Origin of the sequence: Bacillus sp. ES1-5 (assembly GCF_022487605.1) — a bacterium.
GTDB lineage: Bacteria > Bacillota > Bacilli > Bacillales > Bacillaceae_G > Bacillus_A > Bacillus_A wiedmannii.
The window spans coordinates 144,417-162,546 of record NZ_JAKVPU010000008.1; the positions used below are offsets into that span (position 1 = coordinate 144,417).

An 18,130-nucleotide genomic window follows, 5' to 3' on the forward strand; every position below is an offset into this window, starting at 1 on the left:
TTATAGTCTCTCCTTCATCGCAGCTGGAATGAGATAATGAAACAATTTAAACAAAATAAAAATCGGAATATAAATAAGCAGCACACTAACGATGAAAACCTCAACCCTAATACTCTCATACGATTTCAAAAACATAAAAATACCACCCGTATTAAAAATCCATTCTATAATATATAAATTAGATAACATAAAAAAGATATTCGTTTTCGCAAAGAAAAGTGTACTAAGCAACACATTTCGTAAAACATGACGATTTAAAATATGAAAACGATTCAGCCCTTTCGCCTTAGCAAATAGTACATAATCTTTTTCTAGCTCATTTTCAAAACGAAGCACTAACATTTTTACAAACAAAATCGTTGTCGGGATACTCAAACAAAATATTGGTAATCCTCTAATCGATTCGCCTCCAATTGACGCAATTTGAAAAGGTAAAAAACCTGTTCTTTTAAAAAACCATACAACTAAAATTTGTGATACTAAAATAAGAAGAATGTCTGGAATAGATTCTAGGAAGATGAGAAATGATTTAATGCGATGTTGTATACGCGGTGAACTACTCATAATGACATAAACAATACAAAATGCTACAAATAATGAAATGAAAAAAGCCGCTAAAAAAATAACAATCGTTTCTTTATAATGGACGAACAACTGCGGAAATAAAAATTTACCTCTCACATATTGAAAATTGGAGATATCCATTAAGTTCACAAACACTTCTTTTAAACTCTGTATGTACCTTGATGCATGCAGCTCAAATCCGTAAAATAATTTCGGCAATGCCCCTAAACAAATAATACCCAAAATCGAAATAATAAATTGAACCGTCACTTCCATCCCATTCAGAAAAACTTTTTTGACCACGTTTTCCCTTCTCTCTTTATATAATTTACCCCTTAATTTTATTCTTAATTTTCTGAATTGTAAATATTCAAATAAAAAAATCACTAGGTTATGATCCTAGTGATTCTTTATGCGCATGCCCTTCTCTTTTCGCAAACGGCATATACAAAATAAAACATCCAATAAGCGCAGCTATTTCTAATGAAATAATATAGTAAGGGTGCGGCCCTAACATATCAAGTAATGAAGCAGTTTCTGGCTTACGAGCTAAAAACATATAATTGCCACCTGTTTTGTAGTTCACAAAAGAAACGATTGGAATTACTATGTTTAAAAATAGCATCGTACGCTTAATTGATTGCAAGGTCGGTCTATATCCTTCTACCCACGTCATAAAGAGTGGCGCCCAAATGAGCAATACATGTGCAACGAAGAATTCTATAAAGCGAAAATGCGGAAAAGCATATTGCACGTTCGGCGTTAACATAGCTTGTGATGCACCGATAATTCCTGTAAAAAATACAATCTCATATATGCGGTAACTTTTCGTTACAATCATAATCGACGCTAACAATAAACTAATCGTACATAGCTCAAATGGTAATGAAGTGCCTAGTTCAAAAATCCCCGCTTTCCATTCCCACATATGGAGCCCAATTTCACTCCCAATAAATAAAAATGCAATCGCATATCGAACCGTTATATTCCACTCACTTTGCCGTAATACATCTTGGTATTGATACAGAAAAAATATCCCCACCAACATAATAAATAATATAAGGACGTGTTGCCTTGAGTATGGAATAAATGGTTTTAATGGATGCGCACTAAAATAAGCTTCCATCTTGCCTCCTCCTCTCTTTCATACAATATTATTGTTAGAAAGAAACGACGAGTCAATTCATTTGCTTACACTAGGACAAGCTCTACCTTACATTTACATATTCATACCTTACAAAACTGTAAGGTTATTGTAAGCTAAAACGATTTGTAAGATTCTTCACCTCTTTTATACTTAATGTAGATACTAAAACGAACGAAAAGGTGATAAATAGATGAAGAAGAAAAATAAAGTGTTAATTACTAGTGTAGTAGCAATCGGAATTGCAGCTGGATCATATTTTGCATTTGCTGGTGGCGGTGGTTCAGAAGTAGCAATGGCATATAGCGGATATAAAGTAACAGAAAAACAAATTGAAAACGCGCAAAAATTTGGCGGTGAAGTCATTCCAAACGGCATCGAAACAATTTCATTTGATCCAACAAAGGGTACGTATGAATTAGCTGTAAAAAAAGGTGATGAAGTAAAAAAGGGTCAACTCCTTTTTAAATATAATGACCCTACTGCGAAACAAGGTGTAACAGAAGCAGAAATGCAAAAGAAAATCGCACAAAAAGAAGTAACATTGTTCCAAAAACAAATTGATGCAGCGAAACAAAAATTACAAAAAGATAAAAATGCAGGCCTTCCTGCTGAAGCATTAAAAGCATCAGAAATCGAAGTACAACAATTAGAATCACAAATTGAAATGAAAAAGTTTGAAGTTGAAAAATCTGATGAAATGATTAAAGCAGCAAAAGAAAAAGTAAACACACTTTCTGTAACGAGCCCTACTGATGGCGTAATTGATGACATCGTAAAAATTGCTGATGAAAAAACAGGTATGAGCGGCATTACACTTCGTCACGCTGGTCCATTTAAAGTAAAAGGTCAACTTTCTGAATATGAGCTTGCTAGTATGAAAGTTGGGCAAGAAGTAACTGTTTCATCAAAAACGGTTGCTGGTAAGACTTGGACAGGAAAAGTAACAGAAATCGGTTCTACACCATTAAAGAGCATGGATGAAAACAAAACAGTTTCTAACTATCAATTCACTGTCACATTAGATAATAGTGAAGAATTACAAAACGGCTTCCACGTTTACGTAACAAGTAAATCTGGCGAAGCAACTGGTACGATTGTTCCGAAAAGCAGCATCGTGAAAAAAGGTGACAAAAATGTTGTCTTCGTTGTAAAAGACGGTAAAGCGAAAGAACAAGCAGTTACTGTTGAATTCGAGACTGATAACGAAGCAAAAGTTTCTGGAGTGAAAAAAGGAGAACAAATTATCTCTAAACCTGAAAAAGACTTAAAAGATGGTATGGAGGTTGTCGTTGAATGATTAACTTAAAAGGCATCACAAAATCATTCCAAAATGGTGCAGAATCCGTTCAAATATTACACGGCATTGACGTAACATTGAACCAGGGAGAATTCACTTCTATTATGGGACCATCTGGTTCTGGTAAATCAACATTAATGAACATTATCGGTTGCTTAGATAAACCAACGACAGGTGCGTATGAACTAGCTGGTCAAAATATTTCAAACATGTCCGAAACAGAACTTGCACGCGTTCGTAATAAAGAGATCGGATTCGTATTCCAAAACTTCATGTTATTACCGAGACTTACAGCACTTCAAAATGTAGAGCTACCTCTTATTTACGCTGGAGTTGATAAAAAAGAAAGACGTGAGCGCTCATTAGCCGCTTTAACAAAAGTAGGTTTAGCTGATCGTGCTACTCACTTACCGAATGAATTATCAGGTGGACAAAAACAGCGTGTCGCAGTCGCACGTGCAATCGTAAATAATCCAAAGTTCATTTTAGCCGATGAACCGACGGGTGCACTTGATACGAAAACGAGTACACAAATTATGGACCTCTTTTACGAATTAAACAAACAAGGCTCAACAATCATTATGATTACCCATGATCGTGAAATCGGGGAAGCTGCAGCACGTCAAATTGTAATTCGTGACGGAAATATCGTCCAAGATTGGAGAGGTTAATTTTGAACACGAGTGAAAATATACGCATGGCCCTTTCCTCTATCTTTGCCCATAAAATGCGTTCTATATTAACGATGTTAGGTATTATTATCGGTATTAGTGCCATTATTACTATCATCTCAATGGGTGATGGCACAAACGCAAAGTTTAAAAAAGAGTTAGGCCAAGGAAAAGATACTGAAGTAACGATTTACTACAACAACCCTGATTACGGAACGGATAGTGCCAAAATTACAGCTGATATGTTAAAACGTCTTCAAACTGTTCCTGGTGTTAAAGATGTGTATCCAGATGTAAGTATGAAAGTAAAAGCATCTTCTGGTTCAAAAGATGTCTCTCTTGATTTAAAAGGTGGAACAGGCGCCTTCATGACAGATGCGAAAATAAAATTAGTTCACGGTCGTGAATTAAATGATAGTGAATTAAAGCAAGCAATTCCTGCTGTTATTTTAAATGAAGAAGCTTTCAACAAATTGTTTAATGGTTGGGAATCAAATTTATATACTGATATAAAAGGAAAGCCATATAAAGTAGTCGGTGTGTATGAAGCAAAAAATGATTTCGGAATGGCTATGTCAGAAGGTTATACATCACTTGAAAACGCTCCTGTAATCTCAGGAGTAACTGAGTATGACTCTGTAAGATTAATATTAACTTCGCCAGCAGAACGTAAAAGTGTAGAAAAACAAGCTGCTTCTGTTTTAAACGAAATGAAAGCTCCTAAATTTGAGCATAAATTCGAAGCACAAGATTTAGGTGAATTTACGAAGCAATTAGACGAGTCCATCGGTATGATGAAAATGGTATTCGGTGGCATCGCTGCTATTTCATTACTTGTTGGTGGTATCGGTGTAATGAACATCATGCTTGTATCTGTAACAGAACGTACACGTGAGATTGGTATTCGTAAAGCACTTGGTGCAACACGCGGTAAAGTATTAACGCAATTCTTAATCGAATCTTGTATTTTGACAGGGCTCGGTGGTTTTATCGGATTCATGCTCGGTATCTTCTTCGCTTGGATCGTCTCAATCTTTGCTGGATGGCCACTTGTTATCTCAAAAGAACTTGGACTTCTTTCAGTAGGTATTTCAATGCTAATCGGTATTGCATTCGGACTACTACCAGCTAACAAAGCTGCAAAACTTGATCCAATTGAATGTTTACGATATGAATAAACAAAAGCGTAGGAGCTTACACTTCTACGCTTTTTATTTATCTATTAAATCGTGTTTCTTCTATTATATATGTTTCACGTTATCAACATCTTTAATTATTTTAACCTACTAAAGCTATTATAGAATCCTATTATTGCAAAAATAATATGTGATGACCTAAAATCAAGACGTAATTTTTTCCATACCTCGACTTATTTTGTAACAATTATTGCGATATTTCATTGATTTTCACCTCATATATATATTTACACAACCAAAATATTTATTATTACATAACTATCTCTACGTTACAATAGTGAAATACCCCACTTTTGTAACACATACGAAAAACTTATGTAACACTACAGAAACATTATTAACCTATTAGAAATTGAAATACTCTCATTTTTATGTATTACATGCTCTAACCTCCCCTAACAACTATAAGAAAGCGCTTTTAGGATATTACTGGAATTATTACAGAATATTAATGACCCGTTACGAATGCTTTGTAGTTTTGTGTTTTCCGCAAATAAGAAAATAATGGTTGCTATAATGAGGTCAACGAAAACAAATGCAATGGAGGCTATTATGAAAAAATTTATGGGTATAGCAACAGCAGCGGTTTTTGGTCTTGGGATTTTCACAACATCTGCTAAAGCAGAAACGATTGTAACAACTGACGTACTAAACGTACGAGAAAACCCAACTACTGAATCACAAGTTGTCGGAAAGTTATTAGATGGATATAAAGTTAACGTTTTACATACAGAAAACGGATGGTCAAAAGTGAAATTGAATAGCGGTAAAGAAGCTTTCATCAGCGCTGACTACACAAAAGACACTTACTACGTAACAGCAAACGTATTAAACGTACGTGCTGGTGCAAATACAGACTCAGAAATTCTTGGTAAGTTGAAAAAAGATGATGTAATCGAAACAACACACCAAGTACAAAATGACTGGATTCAATTTGAATATAACGGCAAAACAGCTTATGTTCATGTTCCTTACTTAACAGGTAAAGCTCCAGTTAAAGTTCAACCAGCAGTTAAAGTTGAAAAAACAATTAAGGTTCAAGATACAGCTAAAGTTCGTGAAGCAGTTAAAGCTCAAGAGGCAGCTGAAGCTCAAGCAAAAACTAAAGCTCAAGAAGCGGCTAAAGCTCGTGAAGCAGTTAAAGCTCAAGAGGCAGCTGAAGCTCAAGCAAAAACTAAAGCTCAAGAAGTAGCTAAAGCTCAAGAGGCAGCTAAAGCTCAAGAAGCGGCTGAAGCTCAAGCAGCAGCTAAAGCTCAAGAAGTGGCTAAAGCCCGTGAAGCAGCTAAAGCCCAAGAAGCGGCTGAAGCTCAAGCAGCAGCTAAAGCTCAAGAGGCAGCTAAAGCTCGTGAAGCAGCTGAAGCTCAGGCAGCGGCTGAAGCTCGTGAAGCAGCTAAAGCTCAAGAGGCAGCTAAAGCTCGTGAAGCGGCTAAAGCTCAAAAACCAGCTACACAACAACCTGTTGCAAAAGAAACTGAAACAAGTGCACCATCATCTTCTCGTGAGTTACGCGTTGTAGCAACAGCTTACACAGCAGATCCACTTGAAAATGGTTATAAAGCAGGCGACCAAGTAAAATCAGCTATGGGTCATAACTTAACAGCTAATCCAAACATGAAACTAATTGCAGTTGATCCAAGTGTCATTCCATTAGGTTCAAAAGTATGGGTTGAAGGTTACGGAGTAGCAATCGCTGGTGATACTGGTGGAGCTATTAAAGGAAATAAAATTGACGTTTTAATGCCAGATAAAGGCACATCAAGTAACTGGGGACGTAAAACAGTTACAGTAAAAGTTTTAAACTAATTACTATATAAAAAAGAGTCAGTCTCATTGTTGAGACTGACTCTTTTTTATGATTCTTGTATTCTTTCTCCTTCTCTCCCGTCCAAATTAAATCTATCTCTTTGCATTCTATATATGATAGATTACTATTTCAACAGAAAAAAGAGGATGCCATAGCATCCTCTCCTTCCCTATTCCACACAAGTAAACTGCGTCCACGCTCCTACATAATCTAGTAAGAACAACTCCTCTTCTGCAATTGTACCGACAATATTTTTCCGTTCATCTATCGGCATTTCTTTTAGAATGATTTGCAGTTCACCTTTATACTTTCCGAATGAGTTGTTACCAATTACAACTTGCCCTCTTTCCTGTAATACACTTTCGCGTACTGGGAAGTCATAGTCTTTATACTTTTTACGCACTTCTGTAGAACGTACCATATATTCTGTTATATCGCCGCGTCTTACGTGTAATTCTTGCAGCGTCGCTTTCTTCTCTACTTCAGTCGCTTCGTCTACAAAGCGTACCTTTAGCTGTAACATGTAACGATTTAAGTTTCCTAGTTTCTCTAACTCTTCTTCACTCGCATAAGCATTTCCGATAATCACATCATCAATAAGCCCTGTCGCCCATAAATGTTTCGCTTGTACTTCAATCGGTAAGTTACGGTGTTGTTCTAATGTACATAATCCGTCGTTAATATCCCATGGGCCAATGTCAGCTGCATGTGACGTAATAAATGCTGCCGTACGAATACCGTGTTTTTTAAAGCGTTCACTACAGCGAATGAAATAATCATACGGAAGACCAGTGAACTTTTGCGGATAGAAATTATGACAACCAATTAAAGCTGGCTTATTCGCCTGGTGCGAAAGAATATTTTCTAAGTATGCAATATCGTTACTTACGTTTAGCTCAATTTTTAAGCCGTACGGATTATTCGTCATTTTCGCTTCTGTTAATCCATCAAATCCTAGATCTAAACGAATACCGTCTGCACCTAACTCTGCAAAGAATGACAGATCGCTATAGCTAATACCAAGTTGATCAAATACTGCCGGAGCTACATCTAAAATAACTTCCATATTATTATCTTTTGCATGATTAATAATTTCTTTAAATTCAGCTACAATTTCTTCTTTCGGACGATTCACAGATAATAGACATGTGAATATTCTTGAAAAACCGTGGCGTGCTGCTGCCGAAATGTATGCCATATCTTTTTCTTTCGTTGAATGCTCTGGATAAAGTGAAATTCCTAATTTACGCTCCATGCTTTTGCATCTCCTTCACACGTTGTATTAATGCCATGCTCGTAAATCTATATTTTGCAGATAAACATGTTGCACATAAAATCGTTGGTACAATAATTACGTACGGTGATTGTAAGCTTAGCATTACATAGGCACCCATTGAACTACCGATAAATACAATTGATACGAGTAGTAAAACTAATAACGATTTACTTTGTACCCATTTTGAATAATGAGCAATACACTGCCCCGCTACGAATGTAATTAAGATGATAATTGCTCCGAGCATTCTGTTTTCTCCTCTCCTGCTACTTGTTGTTTCTCATACATTTTGAAGAATGGATAGTAAATAACGAATGAGATAACAAAGTTAATAAGTACAAGTACACCAGCCATAATTGTCCAGTCCGTACTAATAATCGCTGCAATTGGTGCTAACATCGTAAATGGCAGTTTCGCCATCATGAGCGGAATCATGCCTGAAACAACTGCGAAATATGATACTGTCGTTGTCACTAACGGTGTTATAACGAATGGAATAATTAAAATTGGATTCATTACAATTGGTGCCCCGAAAATAATCGGTTCGTTAATATTGAATAAACCTGGCACGAATGATAATCTACCTAACTCTTTTAGGAACTTAGATTTAGAGAACATAAACATAATAACTAAAGCTAATGTTGAACCTGAGCCACCGATCCATACGAACCATTGAATAAATTGTTCTGTAAATAAGTTTGGCAATTGATGTGCATTTCCTGTAGCTGTGAATACTTCCATATTTTCAAGAATTGCTGAATCCCACATTGGACGAATGATTGGTCCTAAAATCGCTGGACCATGTATACCGAATGACCAGAAGAACACGATTAAGAATACTGTTAATAAACCACCGAATAAATTATTTCCTACTAATACTGATTTTAGTGGTGCGATTAAATATGTGATTGTTGTATTCACATCAAATTTTAAACCGTAACGAATACCCCAGAATAAAAGAATAACAACTAAAGTTGGAATTAATGCTGCAAACGAGTTTGCAACTGCTGGTGGTACACTGTCTGGTAATTTAATCGAGATATTATGCTTAATCATAAAGTGATAAATTTCTACTGCAATTAATGCTGTCACAATAGCTCCGAATAAAGACGTTGCACTTAATGTTCCTACTGAAATATATCTTCCCGCATCAATAACACCTGGTACAGCTTTCGTAATTTGAATTGGTTCAACTGATGCTAGTAAAAAGGCGAGTACAGATAACAACCCTGCACTTAACTGATTGAGCTGATAAAAGTTTGCGAGTGAAGCTCCTACCCCAAATGCTGCGTATAACGCCATTAAACCTACTGTAAACCGGAATGGAATATCTAAAATATGGCGAAATGGTGCAATCCATTCCATATATGCATCAATTGGTAAATTTAAAAAGATAACGAAAAATGATCCGACAATCGTTAACGGCAATGTAGAAATAACTCCGTTTCGAATTGCTAATAAATGTCGTTGTCCTGCAATCTTTTGCGTTGTTGGCATAATCTTTTGTTCCATAAAACTCATAAAACCATTCATCAATACCCCTCCTCTTTCTCTTTATTACGTAAGGACAAAAAGTTATAACATTATAATGTTTATATTTAAAAAAATATAATTATGCTAAAACTAATTGTTCTGCTTGTTTCAATACTTTTAAACCGTCACACATGCCATAATCTCGTTGTTCTATTATTGCAACCGGTATATCATATGAATTCGCAAGAAACTGTACAGCTGGAAACAAATACTTCACTTGTGGTCCAATTAAAACTACATCAGCATTTTTTATCTCCAGTTTCACAAGTTCTGAATCAACTGCTTTAATTTTATAATCCTTTCCTTGTTTCTTTGCCTCTTCTTGCATTTTTCTTACAACCATACTCGTTGACATGCCCGCTGCACAACATAATAAAATGTACATCTTATACTGTCACTTTCTCTTCTACTCGTTTATGAAGAGTGATAAATTCTTCAGCAAGTTCTTTCACTGTAATTGCATTCATTAAATGATCTTGTGCATGCACTAACAGTAAACTGATTTCTGCATGATTTCCTCTTGCTTCTTCTTGAATTAAGTCTGTTTGAATGCGATGAGCTGCTGAAATCTCTTCACTAGCAAGTGTCATCTTTTCACTCGCATTCTCAAAATCTCCTTGTCTTGCAAAAGCAATTGCTTCAAGCGCCGCGCTTCTCGCATTGCCACCATGTAAAATTAACGCAAATGGAGTTTGCATATCAGTCATTTGAAATTCCCCCAAGCTATCTTTTTTCTATATTGTTATCTTATTATGAAAACGCATACAATTAAACATAAAAAACTTCCGTTGTGTAACGGAAGTTTTTATATACTTTTTCAAAACGATAGTAAAATCTCTTGAAATTCTTCAATCATTCCAGCCTGAGTTAATTTCTCTATCGTATGCTGACTAGACATAATATCATATAAAAAATCATAAAGCCGCTGTAAATCTTCATTATTATTACGTTTTACACTAAATAAAATAATAACTTGTACTTTTTTATCTCCCCAGTCAACGGACTTATCAAGTGTACAAAACATCAAAAATGTTTTCTCACTTAATAACTGCATCGGATGAGGAATCGCAACTAAATTCCCAACCGCTGTCGGAGATGTATTTTCTCTTTCCATAACAGAATCATAAAAGTTTTCTGGTACATAGTTTTTCTCAGCTGCTTTCTCACATAAAAACTGGATAACCTCTTCCTTCGTAGAAGCACTATGATTTAAAAAGATTAAATCTTCCTTTATATACTGCTGCACACTAGTATTCACATGCGTAAACAACTGCTGACCGATCGACTTAATCTCTTTATCATCAAATATTGAGTTCACTTTTATAACAGGCACAGGCAAACCACTCGGTATATGAATCGTACTAATAATACAATCTATTTTATCTTTATAAAGGTCTTCCACTTTCAATTGATAATAACCTGTAATCCCTACAATCTCTAATTTATCTCGGAACTGTGATAGAATTTTATATTTCAATAGCTGGGCGCTTCCTTGACCAGTCGCACAAACTAGTAAACATCTTTTCTTTTGATTCTGTTCCTGTAAACGACTCATCGCTCCCCCGAAGTGAATCGCAATATAACCAATTTCACTTTCCGGAATCGATTCTCCCGTATAATCGCCAATTATATCTCCAACGAGAACCGCAATTTCAAAAGCATACGGATAATTCTTTTTCACTTCTGCCAAAAGAGGATTTCTCGTATTTAACTTATACTTCAAACGGTTTAATAACGTTTTTAAATGAACACCAAATCCAAATAATAATTCTTCATCATAATAAAAAATAAGATTCCGTTCTTCCGCTACTTTAAAAAGAATATGTTGCATGAATGCATATAGATCTTTCCCTAATAGCTCTTCCACATTTTCATAACGATCTTTCGCTGTAACAGCAGTACTTAATAAATGCATCGTCACATATAAAACTTCTTCTTCTGGAAATGAAAGATGCAACTCTTTCTCTAAATCCCCTACAATCTGTTTCGCAATTGTATATTCTTTCTTTATGATAAGTTCTGATTGCTCCGCATTTAGTCCTTTCATATAATGTTGATCTTCACAACGCCTTAATGCAATTGCAATATGAATGACTAAATTATCAATTTCAATATCTGATAAATATATCGTTCCTCCCTCGATATACTTTAATATAACCGAACGGATAAGCGGTATATGAGGTAACGATAAATATGTATCCCTCTGTTCAAATTGCTCATGAAACGGAGTATGGTCATAACGCGGTAAACCATATTGTGATAAACAAGAACGAATATGAAACTCCTCTCCCACAATACGTATACCATAATACGGTCTCTTTTCGATTTGTAATTGATAGCGACCACATATATCTGTAACATCTTTCATAATTAAATTCACAGTCGATTTACTCACATAAATCTCCTCTGCTAACTGTGAAAGCTTCACATATCCCTCTGTCGTTACAATACGTTGCAGGATGTACGCTATCCTTTCTTCATAAGAAGTCGGGATCTTTTCCGTCTGTTTTTGAAATAGACCCACGCAAAACTCTTCAAACTTCTTCGTTTGTATAATTTCTAGTTCGTATCCAGTCCCTCTTTGCGATTCAATTTTCGCTCCGTTTTCTTCCAATATATCATTTAATAATTTTATATCTTTTTGAATCGTCTTCGTTGATACATGTAAACGGCTCGCTAAAAAAGCTCGATTTAACATCGATTTCTCTTCTAAAAACTCCTCTAAAATAGAAATTAATCGCTGATGCACTTTTGTCATAGCTCTTCCTCTCACAATTTATATATAAAAAGGAAAAAGCTGCTGAGGTCAGTAGTTTTTTCCTTTTTCATTTTATCTATTTCTTTAATGTAAATCCAAATTTATCCCATGCTTGTAAATAATCTAATAAGAAAATTTCTTCTTCCACAATTCGGCCAACTACATTTGTTTTTCCTGTATTCACCATATCTTTTAAAGCAATTTGTAATTCACCTTTATATTGACCATACTGTTCATTATCAATTAAAAGATCACCGCGTTTAATTTCGCGTGTATTATGCGGTTTGAACTCTTCTTTCTTATATTTCACACGACTTTGTGTCGAACGAATCATATATTCAGATACATCTCCGCGGTAAAAATGAGGCTCGTCTAATACGATAATTTTTTCTAGTTCTGTTGTTGTATCATATAATCCTATATCAAATGTTTGTTTCTCTTTATTTAATGCACCTAGTGCTTGTAATTCTCCTTCTGATGCATACGCGTTCGCAATAATAACATCATCAATTAATTCTGTCGCAAATAAATGCTTCGCTTGTGTTGTCATCGGTAATTCACGATGCTGCTCTAACGTACATAAGCCTTCTGTTACTGGCCAAGGTCCGTACGTTGCATCAAAGGATGAAATAAACGCAGCCGTTCTCATACCGTAATCTTTAAATTGTTTCGAGCATTTAATGAAATGATCGTATGATAATCCTGAATAACGATGCGGATAAAAATTATGGCAACCAATTAAATTTTCACGGTTTGGTCTATGGCTCATAATGTTATCTACATATTTCGTACCGTTACTCATATTAATTTCAATTTTTAAGCCGTATGGATTGTAAGTCATAATCGATTCTTCTAAACCAGAGAAACCGACATCTAAACGAATGCCGTACGCTCCTAACTCATGGAAGAACGATAAATCATTATATGAAATACCTAATTGTGTAAAGACAGACGGACTAATATCAACTAATACTTGGAACCCTAATGCATTTGCATGAGAGACTGTCTCTTTAAACTCTTCTATAATTTTCTCTTTTTCTCCATCTACAGACAATAAGCATGTGAATACACGAGTAAATCCGTATTTACTTGCTAATGTTAAATATTCCTTATCTTTCTCTACCGTTGAATGTTCTGGATAAATAGAAATACCTAATCGTCTCATATGTACACGCCTCTTTCTTCATTGTTTTGTAAACCTTTTCAAATATATGTAGTGAAAAAGTATATATCCCCTTCTCATTCACTACTTTTTGAATCCGCTTTCTTTAAAGAAAAAACAATTTCTATCATTCATAACAACTACAAGTCTATACATCTATACTTTACAACTTTTTTTCATAGTTGTGTAGCTTTTACACAAATTTGTCAGTTTTTCCACCTCGAAAATTGTTATACGTTTTCAAGGCACCTTCCTTGACTGTTACATTGACCAATACATATACTCGAAAGAAAAGAGAAAATTTTATATAGGGGATGAATATATGGGAGAAGCAATACTCGTAAAACGAGAATCGTTATGGACGAAAGAGTTTGTCGCTTTAATTTTTGCAAACTTATGTATGTTTTTAGGGTTTCAAATGTTAATTCCTACTTTACCTGTTTATGTGAAAGAAATCGGCGGCACAAGTTCCAATATCGGATTTGTTGTAGGTATGTTTACCGTGGCGGCACTTTTTGTTAGACCGCTAACTGGAAATGCCTTGCAAAAATTTAATAAAAAAATCATTTTAATGATTGGTACTGCTATTTGTTTACTCGCTATGGGTAGTTATCTTTTCGCTTCAACCATCTTCCTATTGCTTGCCGTGCGAATTTTACACGGAGCTGGCTTTGGTATTACAACGACTACATATGGAACTGTCGTTTCAGATTTAATTCCGCAAGCTCGCCGTGGTGAAGGCATGGGATATTTCGGCCTTTCCGGAACGATTGCAATGGCACTCGGTCCACTTATCGGACTTTGGCTTATGCAAACATATAACTTCACGATTCTTTTTTTATGTGCACTTTCATGTACAATTGTTTCATTAATATTAACGAAACTACTTCAAATCAAAAAATCGCCGCAACCACCACAGCAAACATCTGGTACTTTTCTCGATGGATTTATTGAGCGCAAAGCTTTACTTCCTTCATTATTAATATTATGTATTACATTAATGTACGGCGGAATCGGGAGCTTTATTACATTATTTGCTACGGAAGTCGGAATTACTGATATAAGCCTTTTCTTCTTATTTAATGCACTTGCAATCGCTGTCACTCGTCCGTTTTCTGGAAAGTTATACGATGCGAAAGGTCATGCATTCGTTATTATTCCAGGGGTTATCATTACGTTTACAGGTATTATTTTATTGTCGTATACAACTACCATTCCGAGTTTAATTATTGCAGCAGCATGCTACGGAAGTGGTTTTGGAGCGATTCAACCTGCACTACAAGCATGGATGATCGACCGAGTAGCACCGCACCGACGAGGAGTCGCAACAGCTACATTCTTCTCAGCATTTGACCTCGGCATTGGCGCTGGCGCAATTATATTTGGATTCATTGCACATTTTACAAACTACGCAACTGTATATCGTTATTCCTCTCTATTACTTATTGCTTTCCTATTCATTTACATTACAAGTATAAGAAAGCAAAAGCATGGAGATAAAAACAGAGAAAAAGCTGCTGGATAATTTCAGTGGCTTTTTTTATCGTATTTTTGCTGTTATAAAACTACATGCATTTTCCTACATATTTTTTTAACTTTCATCAAAAAATATACGATGAACTCGCAGACGCTCTCCTTCATATCCACCTGAACAATACTATTCTAAAAAGTGTGATTTATTTACAAAATTAAGATTTATACAAGATGAAAACTAATAAAATACAGCTGTTTCTTTAAAGAATTGTAAACTTTTTGTCCCTTTGTAAAGTTAGTGTAAATTTTACTAGCAAACCGTTTACAGTGCCTCAAGGTTTAGTTAATAATTACAGCGTACATGAAATTTAAGGAGTGGAATGCGTGGAATATAATGTTCAAGATATGATCTTCCAGTTCATTGGTGGATTAGGTATTTTCTTATTCGGGATTAAATACATGGGCGATGGACTGCAACAAGCAGCTGGTGATCGTCTTCGCGATATTTTAGATCGCTTTACAACAAACCCACTTATGGGTGTACTAGCAGGTATGTTAGTTACTGTATTAATCCAATCAAGTTCAGGAACAACCGCTTTAACAGTCGGACTTGTAAGTGCCGGATTTATGACATTAAGACAAGCAATCGGTGTTATTATGGGTGCGAACATCGGAACGACAGTTACTGCATTTATTATCGGAATTAAAATCGGAGAATATGCGCTCCCAGTTATGGCAGTTGGAGCGATTTTACTATTCTTCTTTAAAAATAAAAAAGTACATTCTGTAGGTCAAGTTGTATTCGGTTTTGGTATGTTATTCTTCGGTTTAGAATTAATGAGCGCAGGTATGAAACCTCTTCGCTCTTTAGAGTCATTCCAAGAGTTAATGGTTAGCATGAGTGACAATCCAATTTTAGGAATTATTGTCGGTACAGTGTTCACTTTAATTGTACAAAGCTCAAGCGCAACAATCGGTATTTTACAAGAACTATTCGGTCAAGGTGCTATTGATTTACAAGCTTCTCTTCCTGTATTGTTCGGTGATAACATCGGTACAACAATTACAGCAGTATTAGCAGCAATCGGTACTTCAATTGCCGCAAGACGTGCAGCATTAGTTCACGTTATCTTTAATATTATCGGTACCATTATCTTTACAATTTTATTAGTACCATTTACAAGTTTAATCCAATATTTCCAAACGTCATTAAACTTAAATCCAGAAATGACAATTGCATTTGCACATGGAACATTTAACGTAACGAATACAATCATTCAGTTCCCATTTATTGCAGTATTAGCATGGATCGTAACAAAAATCATTCGTGGTGAAGATTCATCTATTAACTTCAAACCGCAACATTTAAATCCAATCTTTATTGAGCAATCTCCAGCTATTGCTTTAACTGAAGCTCAAAAAGAGGTTGTGCGTATGGCTGAATTTTCATTACACGGCTTAAAAGAAGCCAATCAATATTTAAATACACAAGACAAAAAGCATGAAAACATGGCTACTCAATTAGAAGGAGCTATTAACAATTTAGATAAAAAAATTACCGAGTATTTAGTTTTACTATCGGAAAAGCCGCTTTCACCTTCAGACTCTGAAAAACATTCCGTTTTAGCAGGTGTTGTTGGAGATATTGAACGTGTTGGTGATCATGTAGAAAACCTTGTAGAACTTGTAGATTTCCAAATTTCAAACCGTGTTTCCCTATCAGACGAAGCACTAGCTGAACTAAATGAAATGCTTGAATTAACAATTTCAACATTACAAGACGCAGTTGAAGCTTTAACAAACTTCGATACTGAACTAGCACAAACGGTTATTGCAAAAGAACGTAAAATCGACCAAATGGAACGTGTTCTTCGTAAACGTCACGTATTACGTCTAAACGAACGTAGCTGTTCAGGTGATGCAAGTATCATCTTCGTTGATATGGTAAGTAACTTAGAGCGTATCGGTGATCACGCTGTAAATATTGCTGATGGTGTTTTAGGTGAACAAGGTAAAATCAATTTAAAACAATCATTATAATAGGAAAGAGACGCTAACTTGAGCGTCTCTTTTTTTATTTCATATTTATAACTGTTCTTCCTTTTAACTTTCCTTGCAATATAAGTGTAAACTTTTCATCTAACTCTTCTAATGTACATTCTTCTGTATAAGATAGTAGCTCTTTATTTTCCCATTCACTTGCTAAAAGCGTCCACACATCTCTTCTCACATCCACTGGGCATTGCACAGAATCGATTCCTAAAAGGCTTATGCCTCGCAAAATAAACGGATATACCGTTGTTTGCAATTCTTGTCCTGCCACATTACCGCACGTCGTTACACAACCACCATACTTTACCGTTTTTAAAGCGGTTTCTAGCATATGTCCACCTACAGTATCGATAACCCCGGCGTATATCCCTTTTAACATTGGTCTTCCTGATTCATCATTCAACTCCGTACGATGAATCACTTGTTTCGCTCCTAGACGTAGTAGCATCTCTTCTTCTTCCATTTTCCCTGTCGCTCCTACTACGTTAAATCCTAGCTTACTTAAAATACTAACAGCTACACTCCCTACGCCGCCTGTTGCACCCGTTACTAAAACATCTCCCATACTAGGCGTTATACCTGCTCCAATAAGCTTATATACTGATAAAGCAGCTGTAAAACCTGCTGTCCCGTACATCATACTTTCCTTTAATGACATTCCCTCTGGTAAAGGGATGATCCAAGATGCTGGCACGCGAATATACTCTCCGAAACCACCAGAAGTATTCATACCTAAATCATATCCCGTTACAATAACTTGGTCTCCTACCTTAATGGTTTCATCTGCACTACTCACAACCACTCCTGCTGCATCAATCCCTGGCGTATGAGGATATGTTCTCGTAACACCTTTATTACCCGTGGCTGAAAGAGCATCTTTATAATTTAATGAAGAATAATGAACCTGTATTAATACGTCTCCCTCAGGTAAACTACTTACTTCTCTCTCTACAACGTTTCTTACAAACTGCTTACTTTCTGTTTCGTTCACAACGATTGCTCGGAATGATGTATGATTCATTATGCTCTCTCCTTTATCCGTAAATTTCTTCTTTATTATATAGAAGAAAGAAGTAAACCTACTCATTTCTTCTTGGCTATATTTCAACAAATCTTACTTCTCTATTACTTTCTCACAATACATATTTTCATTTCTACTAAAACAACTTATACTTATTCTACATCTCAAAAATAAAA

16 protein-coding genes are annotated in these 18,130 nt (G+C 35.5%); 6 read left to right on the forward strand and 10 right to left on the reverse strand.

The features are described 5' to 3' along the window. Positions 1-867, reverse strand: a complete 867-nt coding sequence (locus tag MKO96_RS22665) for an ABC transporter permease subunit (protein WP_240588761.1) — start codon at positions 865-867, stop codon at positions 1-3. Between the two features lie 88 nt (positions 868-955). Then, positions 956-1,690, reverse strand: a complete 735-nt coding sequence (locus MKO96_RS22670; RefSeq protein WP_240588762.1) for a YwaF family protein — start codon at positions 1,688-1,690, stop codon at positions 956-958. Between the two features lie 211 nt (positions 1,691-1,901). Between MKO96_RS22670 and MKO96_RS22675 the strand changes: the two genes are divergently transcribed. From MKO96_RS22675 to entC, 4 genes are all read left to right on the forward strand, one after another. Further along, entirely contained in the window at positions 1,902-3,008 is a 1,107-nt protein-coding gene (locus MKO96_RS22675; protein WP_240588763.1) for an efflux RND transporter periplasmic adaptor subunit, read from the forward strand. Further along, positions 3,005-3,679, forward strand: a complete 675-nt coding sequence (locus MKO96_RS22680; protein WP_000609098.1) for an ABC transporter ATP-binding protein — start codon at positions 3,005-3,007, stop codon at positions 3,677-3,679. Before MKO96_RS22675 ends, MKO96_RS22680 begins: the two co-directional genes overlap by 4 nt. Before the next feature lie 26 nt (positions 3,680-3,705). Beyond that, entirely contained in the window at positions 3,706-4,857 is a 1,152-nt protein-coding gene (locus MKO96_RS22685) for an ABC transporter permease (RefSeq protein WP_406655986.1), read from the forward strand. A gap of 447 nt (positions 4,858-5,304) precedes the next feature. Continuing rightward, a complete protein-coding gene (entC, locus tag MKO96_RS22690) occupies positions 5,305-6,678 on the forward strand; it encodes a cell wall-binding protein EntC (RefSeq protein WP_240588801.1) in 1,374 nt (457 codons plus the stop codon). 170 nt (positions 6,679-6,848) lie between these two features. Here the strand turns inward: entC and MKO96_RS22695 are convergent, their stop codons facing one another. From MKO96_RS22695 to MKO96_RS22725, 7 genes are all read right to left on the reverse strand, one after another. Beyond that, positions 6,849-7,934 (reverse strand): DUF871 domain-containing protein, encoded by a 1,086-nt coding sequence (locus MKO96_RS22695; RefSeq protein ID WP_240588764.1) that lies wholly within the window; start codon positions 7,932-7,934, stop codon positions 6,849-6,851. After that, the gene (locus tag MKO96_RS22700) at positions 7,924-8,202 is read right to left on the reverse strand and encodes a hypothetical protein (RefSeq protein ID WP_000900037.1); all 279 of its coding nucleotides are present in this window, start codon (positions 8,200-8,202) and stop codon (positions 7,924-7,926) included. The genes MKO96_RS22695 and MKO96_RS22700 overlap by 11 nt, the downstream gene beginning before the upstream one ends. Continuing rightward, positions 8,178-9,488, reverse strand: coding sequence for a PTS sugar transporter subunit IIC (locus MKO96_RS22705; protein WP_001013047.1), 1,311 nt, complete (start codon positions 9,486-9,488; stop codon positions 8,178-8,180). The genes MKO96_RS22700 and MKO96_RS22705 overlap by 25 nt, the downstream gene beginning before the upstream one ends. 79 nt (positions 9,489-9,567) lie before the next feature. Then, complete coding sequence (locus MKO96_RS22710) at positions 9,568-9,873, reverse strand: PTS sugar transporter subunit IIB (RefSeq protein WP_061680155.1); 306 nt, start codon at positions 9,871-9,873, stop codon at positions 9,568-9,570. Between the two features lies 1 nt (position 9,874). Beyond that, entirely contained in the window at positions 9,875-10,195 is a 321-nt protein-coding gene (locus tag MKO96_RS22715) for a PTS lactose/cellobiose transporter subunit IIA (protein WP_000131328.1), read from the reverse strand. Positions 10,196-10,305: 110 nt separating this feature from the next. Next, positions 10,306-12,246: a BglG family transcription antiterminator gene (locus tag MKO96_RS22720; protein ID WP_240588765.1), complete on the reverse strand. Its 1,941-nt coding sequence runs from the start codon at positions 12,244-12,246 to the stop codon at positions 10,306-10,308. Between the two features lie 76 nt (positions 12,247-12,322). Continuing rightward, the gene (locus tag MKO96_RS22725; protein WP_240588766.1) at positions 12,323-13,411 is read right to left on the reverse strand and encodes a DUF871 domain-containing protein; all 1,089 of its coding nucleotides are present in this window, start codon (positions 13,409-13,411) and stop codon (positions 12,323-12,325) included. Positions 13,412-13,730: 319 nt separating this feature from the next. Between MKO96_RS22725 and MKO96_RS22730 the strand changes: the two genes are divergently transcribed. Both MKO96_RS22730 and MKO96_RS22735 read left to right on the forward strand, forming a co-directional pair. Further along, on the forward strand, positions 13,731-14,933 hold the full coding sequence (locus MKO96_RS22730) for an MFS transporter (RefSeq protein WP_240588767.1): 1,203 nt from the start codon (positions 13,731-13,733) through the stop codon (positions 14,931-14,933). 332 nt (positions 14,934-15,265) lie between these two features. Then, positions 15,266-16,921, forward strand: coding sequence for a Na/Pi cotransporter family protein (locus tag MKO96_RS22735; protein WP_000456277.1), 1,656 nt, complete (start codon positions 15,266-15,268; stop codon positions 16,919-16,921). Positions 16,922-16,955: 34 nt separating this feature from the next. On the opposite strand, the gene MKO96_RS22740 is transcribed toward MKO96_RS22735, so the two are convergent. Next, positions 16,956-17,954, reverse strand: coding sequence for a YhdH/YhfP family quinone oxidoreductase (locus tag MKO96_RS22740; protein WP_240588768.1), 999 nt, complete (start codon positions 17,952-17,954; stop codon positions 16,956-16,958). Positions 17,955-18,130: the final 176 nt, after the last annotated feature.

What these genes read in the sequence shown, in the direction of transcription:
- MKO96_RS22670 (WP_240588762.1), bottom strand. Translation starts at nt 1,690, where the DNA reads ATGGAAGCTTATTTTAGTGCGCATCCATTAAAACCATTTATTCCATAC.
- MKO96_RS22675 (WP_240588763.1), top strand. Translation starts at nt 1,902, where the DNA reads ATGAAGAAGAAAAATAAAGTGTTAATTACTAGTGTAGTAGCAATCGGA.
- MKO96_RS22680 (WP_000609098.1), top strand. Translation starts at nt 3,005, where the DNA reads ATGATTAACTTAAAAGGCATCACAAAATCATTCCAAAATGGTGCAGAA.
- MKO96_RS22685 (WP_406655986.1), top strand. Translation starts at nt 3,706, where the DNA reads ATGGCCCTTTCCTCTATCTTTGCCCATAAAATGCGTTCTATATTAACG.
- MKO96_RS22695 (WP_240588764.1), bottom strand. Translation starts at nt 7,934, where the DNA reads ATGGAGCGTAAATTAGGAATTTCACTTTATCCAGAGCATTCAACGAAA.
- MKO96_RS22700 (WP_000900037.1), bottom strand. Translation starts at nt 8,202, where the DNA reads ATGCTCGGAGCAATTATCATCTTAATTACATTCGTAGCGGGGCAGTGT.
- MKO96_RS22705 (WP_001013047.1), bottom strand. Translation starts at nt 9,488, where the DNA reads ATGAATGGTTTTATGAGTTTTATGGAACAAAAGATTATGCCAACAACG.
- MKO96_RS22710 (WP_061680155.1), bottom strand. Translation starts at nt 9,873, where the DNA reads ATGTACATTTTATTATGTTGTGCAGCGGGCATGTCAACGAGTATGGTT.
- MKO96_RS22715 (WP_000131328.1), bottom strand. Translation starts at nt 10,195, where the DNA reads ATGACTGATATGCAAACTCCATTTGCGTTAATTTTACATGGTGGCAAT.
- MKO96_RS22720 (WP_240588765.1), bottom strand. Translation starts at nt 12,246, where the DNA reads ATGACAAAAGTGCATCAGCGATTAATTTCTATTTTAGAGGAGTTTTTA.
- MKO96_RS22725 (WP_240588766.1), bottom strand. Translation starts at nt 13,411, where the DNA reads ATGAGACGATTAGGTATTTCTATTTATCCAGAACATTCAACGGTAGAG.
- MKO96_RS22730 (WP_240588767.1), top strand. Translation starts at nt 13,731, where the DNA reads ATGGGAGAAGCAATACTCGTAAAACGAGAATCGTTATGGACGAAAGAG.
- MKO96_RS22740 (WP_240588768.1), bottom strand. Translation starts at nt 17,954, where the DNA reads ATGAATCATACATCATTCCGAGCAATCGTTGTGAACGAAACAGAAAGT.